The 12140-nt window shown below is 65.9% G+C and carries 6 protein-coding genes; 5 read left to right on the top strand and 1 reads right to left on the bottom strand.

The features are described from left to right. Window positions 1–59 precede the first annotated feature (59 nt). Window positions 60–2525, bottom strand: a complete 2466-nt coding sequence (locus E4634_RS19040) for a TonB-dependent receptor (RefSeq protein WP_135446260.1) — start codon at window positions 2523–2525, stop codon at window positions 60–62. A 308-nt stretch (window positions 2526–2833) separates the two neighbouring features. Here E4634_RS19040 and E4634_RS19035 point away from each other — a divergent pair, with 308 nt between their 5' ends. The 5 genes from E4634_RS19035 to E4634_RS19015 all read left to right on the top strand — a co-directional run bounded on the left by E4634_RS19035 (window position 2834) and on the right by E4634_RS19015 (window position 12034). Continuing rightward, a complete protein-coding gene (locus E4634_RS19035) occupies window positions 2834–4057 on the top strand; it encodes a cytochrome P450 (RefSeq protein WP_135446259.1) in 1224 nt (407 codons plus the stop codon). Between the two features lie 36 nt (window positions 4058–4093). Next, complete coding sequence (locus E4634_RS19030) at window positions 4094–5077, top strand: SDR family NAD(P)-dependent oxidoreductase (RefSeq protein WP_135446258.1); 984 nt, start codon at window positions 4094–4096, stop codon at window positions 5075–5077. 11 nt (window positions 5078–5088) lie between these two features. Next, window positions 5089–5463 (top strand): nuclear transport factor 2 family protein, encoded by a 375-nt coding sequence (locus tag E4634_RS19025; protein ID WP_135446257.1) that lies wholly within the window; start codon window positions 5089–5091, stop codon window positions 5461–5463. A gap of 287 nt (window positions 5464–5750) precedes the next feature. Beyond that, on the top strand, window positions 5751–9218 hold the full coding sequence (locus E4634_RS19020; protein WP_167854989.1) for a glycoside hydrolase family 99-like domain-containing protein: 3468 nt from the start codon (window positions 5751–5753) through the stop codon (window positions 9216–9218). Further along, window positions 9215–12034, top strand: coding sequence for a hypothetical protein (locus E4634_RS19015; protein ID WP_135446255.1), 2820 nt, complete (start codon window positions 9215–9217; stop codon window positions 12032–12034). Before E4634_RS19020 ends, E4634_RS19015 begins: the two co-directional genes overlap by 4 nt. Window positions 12035–12140: the final 106 nt, after the last annotated feature.

The raw sequence follows: 12140 nt of genomic DNA, 5'->3' as shown, positions 1-12140 counted from the left end.
GCTTCGATCTTCAGTGCTGCAAAGAGCGCGGCCTCGGCCGCTCTCTCCCCCAGCAAGCCTCAGCCACCCAGCCAGGCCGTCGGCCGCAGCGTCAACTTCAACCACACGGTCCGACCCGGGTCGGTAATACAGGCCAGCTCGGTCACACCGCTGGCACCGGCGGTTTCCGCACCGGTGACGATATCCCCGAACAGCCCCGCGTTGGCGTAGTCCGCCTCGCCGAGGCTGCCGCACACCAGCTCGTCGGTGAGGTTGTCGCCGATCAACAGCACTTCCCAGGCTTCGTCGCGCCCGGAGAGGCCGATGCTGGCGCTGACTTTGGTGTAGGCGTCCTGCCACATGTCGTCGCGGGCCAGGGGATTGGCCAGGTATTTCGAGGCGTAGCTGGCGTTGGCACCCAGGGCCAGCAGCATGTCGCCGAACACCGGCACGCGGTAGTCGAAGCCGGCGTTGGCCGCCCACTCCGGCGCGCGCAGCAGCGACTCGCCGCCCAGGTCCTGGGCGATGTAGCCGCCGGCGCCGCCGTTGGCGTTGGGGCTGTAGTTGAGGTTACAGCCCTCGGCGATGGTCTGGCCGCCGCTGCAGGCGGCGTTGTCGAAGTCTGCGTACTCCGCCCGGTTCCAGTTGCCCGCGGCGTACAGGGTCATGCCCTCGAGCGCTTCGGGCGTCCAGGCGATGTCCATGTCGATGCCGTAGACGTCGGCGCTGGCTGCGTTGATGGTGTGGGTGAGGAAGCGGCCGGTCTTGGCGTCGAAGTCCGAGCGCTCCACCTGCAGGTCGCTGAACTCGTAGTAGTAGGCCGCGGCGTTGAACAGCACGCGGCTGCCCGCCATGCGCGCCTTGAGGCCCGCCTCGCCGCCGGTGACCTTCTCGTCGTCGAAGGAGGTTTTCTCGCCGTCGCCGGGCAGGCCGGCGACGTCGAAGGAGCCGGACTTGAAGGCGCGCTTGAGCGAGGCGAACAGGGTGAGATCGTCGGTCGGCGTATAGGTGAGCGACAGTTCCGGTGAGAAGTCGTCGGAGCTGATCTCCGGTTCGGCGAGATTCACCTTGAACGGCGGCACGCCGAACACCGCGGCGGTGGAGTCGATCACCGTGTGCGTGCGCTCCTCGTCGGTCCAGCGCACGCCGGCACCCAGTTCCAGCTCCGGGGTGATGTTCCAAAGCACCTGGCCGAACAGCGACCAGGCCTCGCCGTCCACCGTGTGCAGGGCGCGGCCCAGAGTGGGCAGGTCCAGGGCCTGGGCGCCGGCGATGATCTGGTTGAAGGGCAGGTCGACGAGGAACTCCGTGGTGCTGTCCTGGTAGAACGCGCCGAGCATGAAGTTGAGCGCGCCGTCGTAGTCCGAGGTCAGGCGCAGTTCCTGGGTGAGGTCCTCGCGGGTCATGTCGTTATTGGCGGCGAAGGCCGGCCCGAACTGGGTGGTGGCGGTGCCGTTGATCATGGTCTCGATGTCGATGTCGTAGTAGCCGGTCACCGAGGTCAGGGTGAGGTCCTCGGCCACTTCATAGTTCCACTCCAGGGTGGTGAACAGCTGCTCCGCATCGCTGAACGGGCGGCCGCCATTTTTCACATTGGGGTAGAAGTCGGGGTTGAGCGAGATCACGTTGGTCTTGTCGTCGACCTTGCAGTTCTCGCTGCCGCCGATGAAGTTGAGGAACAGGCCGTCGGTGCCGTCGGGGCAGGAGGAGAGCTGGCCCAGGCCGCCGTTGTTGGGCGTCTCGTCGTGGGCGTAGTTCAGTTTGAAACGGGCGCTGAATACGTCGGTCGGTTCCCACAGGGCGGTGGCGCGGGCCATCCAGTACTCGTTGGCGTTGAAGTCGCGGCTGTCGGGGGTGCGCCCGCCCAGGGCGGGGTCGCCGAGCAGTTCGGGCAGCGGGTCGTAGCCGGGCTCCGCGGTGTTGGTGAAATAGCCGTCTGAATCCGCGTACTTGAGTGCCAGGCGCGCGCCCAGGGTATCGGTGAGCGGGCCGGACAGCACCAGCTCGGTCATCTTTTCCTCGGTCTCGAATTCGTAGCCGCCGCGCAGCAGCAGTTCCAGTTCGTCCCCCGGGTCCGCGGTGGTGATCGAGATGACGCCGGCGGGGCTGGCCTTGCCGTAGAACAGGGCCTGCGGGCCCTTGAGCACTTCCACCCGGCCCATGTCGAACATCGCCATGCGGTAGGCGTAGCCCTGGGTCATCTGCATACCGTCCACGTTGAGCGCCACCGACTGGTCCACGGCGGGGTTCAGGGTCGAGGTGCCGACCCCGCGCAGGGTGACTTGCACCCCGCTGGCCAGCACCTGGTTGCCGACGTTGAGGCCCGGCACCTGGTCGGAGATGCCGTTGACCGAATCCAGCCCGAACTGCTCGATGCGCTCGCGGCCGAGGGTGGTGGCGACCACCGGGATCTTCATGATCGATTCCTCGCGCTTGCGCGCGGTGACGATGACTTCCTCGAGTTGTGCGCTGACCGGTGCCGCGACGATCAGCGACAGGGCGAGCACCGTGGCCGACTGCAGTCGGCGGGGGCGTATCAGTAGCATGTGAACCACCTGTTATCGGTATTGTGGGTGTGGGCTGGCCGGTCTGGCGCCGGACCTGTGCCTATAGCTTTGTATTGCAAAGTACAATAACTTTGTACGATAAAGTTAGTGCCCCGGTCAATGGGTTTTACCGTTCGCCTGTCTGCGCCGCGAAGGGGAATGGCGTGAAATGCAACGCCAGGGTCGCTTTTTGTGTTTATTTACTTTGCGATGCAAAGTATGATGTCCGCCGGACCCGAAACCCCGCCGCCGCTGTGTGTCAGCGACGGGGCCATTACGATAATTAACGCCGACAGAGGTGCCCCAGCATGACCGCATCACCCGATACCGCAGCCAGCGCCGTTCCCGGGCACGTGCCCGCCGAGCGCGTCATCGACATGAGTTACGAGGCCTATACCAGTGCCGGGGACGACCCCTACCTGGCGGTGGCGAAGCTGCACGAGGGCACTGGCATCGACTGGTGTACCGACGTGCTGTTCGGCACGCCGGGCTGGGTGATCTCGCGCAACGCCTACGTGCAAGAGGCGTTCAGCGACTGGGAGACTTTCTCCAGCGACTACCGCGCGCTGGAACCGCTGGGCATCACCTGGAAGCTCAACCCGCTGGAATTCGACCCGCCGGAGCACCACTACTACCGGTTCATCCTCAACCCGTTCTTCACCCCGGCCAGGGTGCGCGAGATGGACGCGCCGGTGCAGGCGGCCTGTGACGAGTTGATCGACCGCTTCGCCGCGCGCGGCTCCTGCGAATTCATCAGCGAATTCGCCGAGATGTTTCCCTCCCACGTGTTCCTCGACCTCATGGGTATGCCCAAGGACAAGCTCGAGGACTTCCTCGAGTGGGAGCGCCTGATGCTGCGCGAGAAGGACATGATGAAACGCGCCGGGGCGATGCTTTCGGTGCTGCGTTACATGGAGGAGTTCGTGCGCCAGCAGCGCGAGAACCCGACCACCGAACTGCTGCGCGGCATGGTAGGCGCCACCTACAACAAGGAGCGCCCGCTCACCGAGGAGGAACTGCTGGGCATGTGCTACCTGTTCTACATCGGCGGCCTGGACACCGTGTACAGCGTGCTCGGCTGGGTCATGCGCCACCTCGCCGGCGATGTCGCCCTGCAGGACCGCCTGCGCGACAACCCGGACCTGCTGCCGGGCGCGGTAGAGGAGTTCATGCGCGCCTTTGGTGTGGCCACGCCTACCCGCCGCGTGCGCCGCGACTGCGAGTTCCACGGTGTGCAGATGAAGGCCGGCGACGTGGTGGTGCTGTCCACCCCCGCGGCCTCCCGCGACCCGCTGGCCTACGACGAGCCGCACCGTATCGACATCGAGCGCAAGGGGCGGCATGTCTCCTTCGCCACCGGCCCGCACATCTGCCTGGGCATGCACCTGGCGCGCCGCGAGATCCGCATGGTCATCGAGACCTTCCTCGCCCGCTTCCGTAATATCCGCATCGCCGAGGGTGAGCAATACGAGTACCACTCCGGCGGCGTGTTCGGTATCGACCGCCTGCCGCTGGAGTGGGACCCGGTGTAGGCTGCACCAGGCAGTAATCGCAACGCGGAGAATAAGATGACGGATATTTCCTTTGCCGGCCGGGTGGCGATCGTCACCGGTGCCGGCGGCGGCCTCGGCCGCACCTATGCCCTGGATATCGCGCGTCGCGGCGGCGCGGTGGTGGTCAACGACCTCGGCGGCAGCGTCGAGGGGCCCGGCGCCGGGCGCTCCATGGCGGACGCCGTGGTCGAGGAGATTACCGCCGCCGGCGGGCGCGCCGTCGCCAGCTACGACAGCGTGGCCTCACGCGCGGGGGCGCAGGCTATCGTGGACACGGCGCTGGAGACCTTCGGCCGCGTCGACGCGGTGATCAACAACGCCGGCAACATGCGCGTGAAGGCCTTCGAGGAGTACAGCGAGGAGGACTTCGACGCCATCCTGCGCGTGCACCTCGGCGGCAGCTTCAATGTCACCCAGGCGGCGTGGGCGCACTTCAAGGCCCGGGGCTACGGCCGCGTGGTGTTCACGTCCTCCAGCACCGGCATGTACGGCAGCGAACTCTACGCCTGTTATGCCGCCGCCAAGGCGGGTATCACCGGCCTGATGAACGTGCTCTCCCTGGAGGGCGCCCCCCACGGCATCACCTGCAACGCGGTCATGCCCAACGCCATCAGTCGCATGACCGACATGGTCAGCGCGGAGCTGGCCGAGCGCATGGGCGAGACCGCGATGGCCGAGGCCGCCGAGCGTATGGCGGTGATCGGCGACGCCATGTCGCCGGCATTCAACACCGGCCTCGCGGTGTACCTGGCCAGCGAGGCCTGCACCTCGACCCACGCGGTGTACTCCGCCTGCGTCGGGCGCATCGCCCGGGTCTTCATCGGCGCCACCGAGGGCTGGCACGGGGCGCTGGATGCGCCCGCCAGTGCCGAGGATATCGCCACCCATTTCGAGCAGATCTGCGACCTGTCCGGCGGCGTGCACATTCCGCAGGGTCCGGGGGATGAGTTCCAGATTGTCCTGGCGCGGCCGCAGCCCGCCGTCAAACCCGCAAAATAAGAGGGATACACATGAACGACAACGAGGCGCTGATGCGCCGTTTTCTCGGTTACTGGGCCACCCGCGAGTGGGACGCCATGGCGGACATGTTCGCCGTCGACGGCGTCTACGACAACGTCCCGGAGAAGAAGCCCATGGTCGGGCGCGAGGCGGTGCGCGAGTGGTTGAAGATGGTCTTCGCCCACCTCACCCGCATCGACGTGGAGGTGCTCAATATCGCCTGCAACGGCGAGTGGCTGCTCGCCGAGCGCATCGACACCCACGTCATGGGCGACAAGCACATGCCGCTGCCGGTGATGAACGCCACGCGCATCGTCGACGGCGAGTTCGTCATGTTCCGCGACTACTACTGCCGCAAGACGGTAGCCGAACTGGGTATGGGCTGAGATATTGCTCCCTGCGCACACGGGGGCCTTGCAGCCCCCGCTGCGTGTTCCTTCCGAATTCTCCACTTGCGTTGCACAAGCTGCACAAAGGGCTGCGGCTATCTGGTAGAGTGTCGCCATCAGTGTCCGGTCTGTACCGGTGCCCTGGTATCCTGATGACGCCTGGAAGCAACGTCCAATAATTCACGCTTCCCGGCCAGTGCCGGCGGAAAGGCTGCTGGTGAGGGCGCTTTCCAGAGTGCCCCGGCAGCGATACCGCGGCGAAGACAATGGAGGTCTTCCCACGCGTGACGCGAGAAACCGACGGGTTTATCTGTCCGATTTTCCGATCCCATTGGTCGGGGGGTGAACGCGCGACCGTCGCCAGTGAATTCGCCCTGTCCGCCATGGATGCCCCGGACAGCCGCACGCGTACCCTCGACAAGCTGGACCGACCCTGTATCGAGGCGAGCAACCCGATGGGTGCTCCCTGGCTGTATATGTGCCTGCCGGTTGCCGCGCAGATGCTGGGCAGCCGGCTGAGCATCGAGGTCACCCTGTACTGCGATTTCGACGCCAGCCTGTGGCTTGAATACGACTCCGAGGACGACAGCGTTGATATCGTCCCCGGCCAGCCGGGCGCCTTCAAGCGCACCCCGAGCCAGGCGGTCAGCAACTCGAACGACTTCGTCACCTTTGAATTCCAGATCGACGACGCCCGCCACACCAGGCGCACCAACGGCGCGGATTTCCGCGTCGTGGCGGACCGCCCGACGGATACGGCCATTGTCATTGCCGACGTGCTGGTGCGTCAGGGCGCACAGGACTGTGGGCGCAAGGCCAGTGACCGGGCCGCACAATTGCATTTCGAGCGACCGGGAAATCCGTGCTGCTCGATCGTCATACCCATGCACAACCGCGTCGAGTACACGCTGCAGTGCCTCTACCACCTGCAGCGCAACACGCCGGCCGGGTACGAAATCATCATCGTCGATGACGGTTCGCAGGCTTCCGACCGGGACTTGCTGCGGCTGGTCACCGGGGTCGAGATCGTCGACACGGGCAGCTGCCAGGGCTTTGCCCGAGCCTGCCATGCCGGTGCGCTGCGGGCGCGCAGCGAGCACCTGCTGTTCCTGAACAACGATACTATTCCCATGTCGGGCTGGCTGCAGCCCATGCTCGACACCCTGGAGCAACACGCGCAGGTCGGCGTGGTCGGCAGCCGCCTGGTGTTCCCCGGCAACGCGCTGGTACAGCACGCCGGTATCGCTTTCGATAGGCACGGGCTGCCCTACCACCTGGGGCTGGGGCGTCCGCGGGAGGATGCCATGGTCAGCGACGACCGCGTGGTCGCCGCGGTCACCGGCGCCTGCCTGTTGACGCGCCGCGCGCTGTTCCTGGAGCTCGATGGCTTCGACACGGGCTACCGCAACGGCTTCGAGGACGTCGACTACTGCCTGCGTGCCGGTGAGCGCGGTTTGCTGACGGTGTACTGCGCGCGCAGCCAGTTGTACCACTACGAGTCGATCACCGAGGGGCGCATCGACTATTTGCGCGAAACCGCCAACCGCAACCGCTTCCATACCCGCTGGCTGGCGACAGCGTGCACAGAGGCGACGGACCAGTCGCGAACCAATGCTGCGGTGGGCGCCGAAGCGGGTGAGGGCGAGCCAGGCGTTATCGCGTTCCACCGGCCGGAATTTCACCGCGGTCCGGGCAGAGGCTGGCTGTGGCGCCGGGAGAACCCGCTCTGGGCCAAGGTTCGCAGCGCGAAGCCGCTGTACCCCGGGCACCAGCAGCCGCGGCAGCCGCTGGAGGAGGACAGGAACTCGCAGACGGACCGCGATGTGCAGCGTGTCCAGGCGGACCTCGCCCGGCAGTTCGGTATCCGGGGTTTCTGCTACTACCTCAACTGGCGCGATGGCCAGCGGCGGCTGGAGCGGCCGCTGCGGCCGCTGCTCGCCCAGGCCGGCATGGACTTTCCGTTCTGCGTCTGCTGGCAGAACGACGGCACGACCGGCGGGGAGGGGAGCGCGGACAGCGAGAGAGTAACGGGGTGCCAGCGTCGTCAAAATATCGACCCTGCGCTTGTCGATGCACTGCTGCCGCTGCTGGCCGATCCGCGCTACCTGCGGGTCGATGGCAGGCCTCTGCTGTTGGTAGAGCGCGCTTCCGCGCTGGCCGGTACCGTCGCGACCAGCGCGCATCTACGCACCGCCTGCCGCGGCGCAGGTGTCGGTGAAATCCTGCTTGCCGCCTGCAGTCGTGCCGTCGATGAGCCGCTGCCGCCCGGCTTCGACCTGGCGGTGGAGATGCCGCCGGGCGAACATCCGGCGCCGATCGTGAACGACCAGCTGTCCGCGACCTGCGCCGGGTTTCGCGGCGAGATTTTCGACTATTACCACTACGCCAAGGACCGCATCGAGGAGCCGCCCACGCGCCACCCGCGCTATCGCACTGCCATGCTGGCCTGGGACGAGACACCGCAGCGGGCACAAGCGGCGCGCATCTTCCACGGCTTCACACCCGGGGTTTACAGCTACTGGCTGGCGTCGCTGCTGCGCGAGGCCGGCGCAAACGCCGGACCGCATGCGCCGCTGGTTTTCGTCAATGCCTGGAACGACTGGGCGGCGGGCGCGTACCTGCAAGCGGATGAAGCCTGCGGGCAGCAAAACCTGCAGGCGACCCGGGACGCCATTACCACAGCGGCCGGCACCGGTAGTGTGTTGGCCGGATCGCGCCTGTATCGCGTCATCGGCGGCCATGAATCGCGCTTGCTGCCGGCTGCGCCTGGCGAGCCAGCGTCGCCGCAGGTCGATGGGGATCCCGGCGGGCTGCGGCGCCGCTATCGGCTGGAGAACAGCCTGAGCAGTCCGGCGGCGGAAATCGCCGCCGACGGCGATAGCGTCGCCCTGGTCATTCACGCCTACTACCTCGATGTCTTCGCCCAGTTGCTCGAGTACCTGCGCACCATCCGCAGCGTCTCGTTCTGCCTGTACGTCACCACGGTCGATGAACATGTCGGCGAGATCCGGCGCCAGCTGGAGGCCAGCGGTATCGCCAGTTTCCGCATCTACCCCTGCGAGAACCGGGGGCGCGACCTGCTGCCGTTCCTCGGCGTGCTCCCGGATATCGTGGCGGCGGGGCATGCCTATGTTGTGAAGGGGCACACCAAGAAATCCCATCACCGGGAGGATGGCACCCTGTGGCGCCAGGAGTTGTTCGACGCCCTGTTCGAGAGTGTCAGCCTCGGCAAAGGACTGCAGCAACTGCTGATGCGTCCGCAACTCGGGGTGCTCGGTCCGGACCGGCACCTGGCGCCGATGCGCGAATTCATGGCTAAAAATGCGTCTAAGGTCGGCGAGATCGGCGCCGCGCTGGGTATCGATGTCGAGCGGATGCTGGCGGCGCACTTTGTCGCGGGGACCATGTTCATCGCCCGCGTCGACGCATTGAAGCCCCTGTTGGAGCTGGGTTTCTCCAGGGCGGATTTCGAGGTCGAGGCCGGCCAGGTCGATGGCACCCTGGCCCATGCCCTGGAGCGGGCAATCTCCCTCAGCGCCCTGTCCGCCGGCTATGAAGTCGCCTCGTTCAGTGGCCGGGTCACCGGCCAGTATGCGATAGTCGCGCAGGCGGGCTGCGCCGGGTCGCAGGGCGCCGTCCCGGATGGGGCCAGCCTGGATGTGGCAGGTCCGGATGAGGCGGGCCCCGAAGAAGCCGACCCCGAAGAAGCCCGGCCAGCGCGCGACACGGCCAGCGGACACGTATCCAGATGAACAGGCAACTGATACTGCACATGGGGTTCCACAAGACCGGGACCACGTCGATCCAGAAAGCCTGCAGGATCAATGCGCAGCGCCTGGGTGAAGCCGGTATCTACTACCCGGAATTCGTGTTTGAGGGAGTCCAGTACAACCGGAACCACTCTATCCCGGTCTACTCGATGTTCAGCGAAAGGCCGGAGGAGTTCCCGCGCAACCTGCTGATTGGGCACGATGTCATCGCGGCAAACACCTGCTTCCGGCAGCAGCTGGAGCAGGCGTTACACTGTAGCGAGAGTCGGCTGGTGCTGTCCGGCGAGGCGATCTCCCTGTTGTCCGCGGTCGAATTGACGAGCCTGAAGCAGTTTGTCGAAGCCGCCGGTTGGGAGGTTCGCGCGGTTGTTTATCTGCGCCGTCCCGCGACCTTTTTTTCCAGCTGGTTTGCGCAGCGCAGCAGGCTGGGTGATGATCCAGCGAAAACCAACGAGGCGCAAAAAATCATCGAACGGGTCAGTGCGGTCAGGTCGGTGTTCCCGGCGGTGGAGTTCTACAGTTTCGAACAGGTTTGCGAACAGCACGGCAGCTCGGTGCGTCATTTTTTTCGCCTGCTCGATTTGCCGGACGAGCTCGCAGATGCGGCCGATTGGCTGAATCGAAGTCCATCCACCCAGGCCGTGCGCCTGATGCAGAGCATCAGCGCCGAATACCCCAGTATTGTCCGCGGCAAGAAAAGCCCGTACCGGAACCGCAACGATACCGCACCGTTATTGAAGGTTTCCGGTGAAAAATTTCGCTTCAACCAAGGCGAGTTGGTGGAAGTCCTGCCGCAGATCGAGCAGCTCAATGGCTGGCTGCTGGAAAACCTCGGGCCGGAATTTTGCGATACGGACGGCGTTCCCGAGCCCGGTGACTGCGCCTGGTCGGACCGGCAACTGGACGAACTGGCCGGCGCCCTGCCCGGCCTGCCGGAGCACTTCCTGCAGCCCATCCAGCACTACCTGACGGCTGAAGCGGGGCTCACCGACGAGCAGCGGGTGCGCGTGGAGCAGATGATCGCGGAGGCGTCCGCTCCTGAGCGCCTGTGCCGCAACGTCCTGTCGGCACACGCCAGGACCCTGCGCAAGCTGGCCGCGGCGCTCGAGCCCCACGACCCGCCCCGGGCCCGCAACCTGATGCAACTGGCGAGCCTGGGGCGACCCGGGGCCATCGACGTTGCCCATCAGCTCACCGGGTTAGACCGCCGCCTGGCCTCGGCGGAAGCGACCAGCGTTGCCTGCGACCCGAAGATTTACCGCGAGGTCCTCGGCGAGCACACCGGGACCCTGCGAGAGCTGGCCGGCGAACTGGAACCGCTCGCGCCCACCCTGGCCAGTGAGCTTGCGCAACTGGCTGACCGGGGTCGACGGCGGGGAGCGTTGCTGCGCAACCTCCTCGCAACTTTGACTAACCGCCGAGGGAGGGCAGAGCCCGTGCCCAAGCTGTATCTGCACATCGGTCTGCCCAAGACCGGCACCACCTACCTGCAAAACTGCTTCGAGTGGTTTGAAAAGCAATCGCAGTTTAGCTGCGTCAGCTACCCGTTGCTGGCCACTCACGAGTCGTTCCTGACCATCCATAGCGGTAACGGTGTGGAAGTGGGCCACTATCTCTCACCCCGGCTCAACCCGGAATTCAGGTTGGAGGTGCTGCACGAGAAGATCGACCGGCTGTTGCAGCGCGTACAGGACCCCGACAGGTCCGTATTGGTCTCCTCGGAGTTTTTCTCCACCGCGCCGGCCGACCGTGCCGGGGCGATGACCGATTACTTTGCCCGGCTCGGCTACGAGGTCGAGATCATTGTCATCGGACGGCCGCTGGTGGAGCAGCTGTTTTCGGCCTACATGCAGTGCGTGAAACGCGATGCGGTGGCGCGACCCTTCGACGCATGGGTGGGCGATGTCGCCCGGCGCCTGCCCGCTTCCTACATCCAGAATGTGGCGGCCTACATGCCGCCCGTGCACGTGCTCCCGTTCGACAGGACAACATTGTTGCCGCGGGTACTCGAGTTGATCGGCGAGGACGCGGCGCTGTGGCAGTTGGCCGAGACGGCCACGGTGAACCGCAGCCTGACCCGCGGCGAGCTCAATTTACTCGTCGAGGTGAACCGCGTATACGACGATCCTCGCCTGGCCACCAGGATCAGCAACCGCTTGATCGCCGACCATCCCGAGCGCCAATCCGCCCCGATCACCGACGCCGAACTGGCGGCCACCAGGGCGGCCATCGCCGCTATCGAGCCGCCGCTGGCGTCCTACCGCGAACCGGTGGAGGCGGCGCTGGTAGAAACTTTCCTGGCGGAACCGCACGTGCTTTCAAGTGCAGACCCTGCCGTTGAGCCGGATGCGCATGTCGATCCGGATTCCCTGCGCATCGCCCTCGAAGTCATCGGCGAGTACACCGGCGGCGCTGACCACGTCGATTCGGCCGGCGCAGCTGCCGCTCCCCTGGACAAGGATGCGGCGCGACAACTGGAAGCACTGTGCAAGCCGCATGTCGACGCGTTTCGCGAACTCGCCATCGCGATCGAGGACATCGACCCGCGGATATCGCGGGATTTCATGCAGTTTGCCCAGCATGGGCGACCCAACGGCGAGGTCATCAACCGCCGGCTGCAGCGCTACCGCAGGGAAATCCCGGCCCTGCCAGCGGCCGATACAGGGCCTGCGGCCGCGGCCATCGAGAAAATTCGTCCCCACGCTGATTTCCTCCGGCAGTTCTCGAAGGCCCTCGAAGCCTCGTTCCCGGAGCACGCCGGCGTGTTGTCCGGCTACGTCGAGATCTGTGGTGCCTGAGCCGATGTCAGGTGCCGCTGGTTTCGTCCCGCCCGCAGCCTGCCCGCAGGCCGCGCCTGGCATCGCCGTGTCCGCGCAGCGTTTGACCACCGCGCGGCCACGGCAG

Origin of the sequence: Mangrovimicrobium sediminis (genome assembly GCF_004745945.1) — a bacterium.
In the GTDB taxonomy this organism is placed as follows: domain Bacteria; phylum Pseudomonadota; class Gammaproteobacteria; order Pseudomonadales; family Halieaceae; genus Mangrovimicrobium; species Mangrovimicrobium sediminis.
This window is presented reverse-complemented; position numbering and strand designations above follow the sequence as displayed.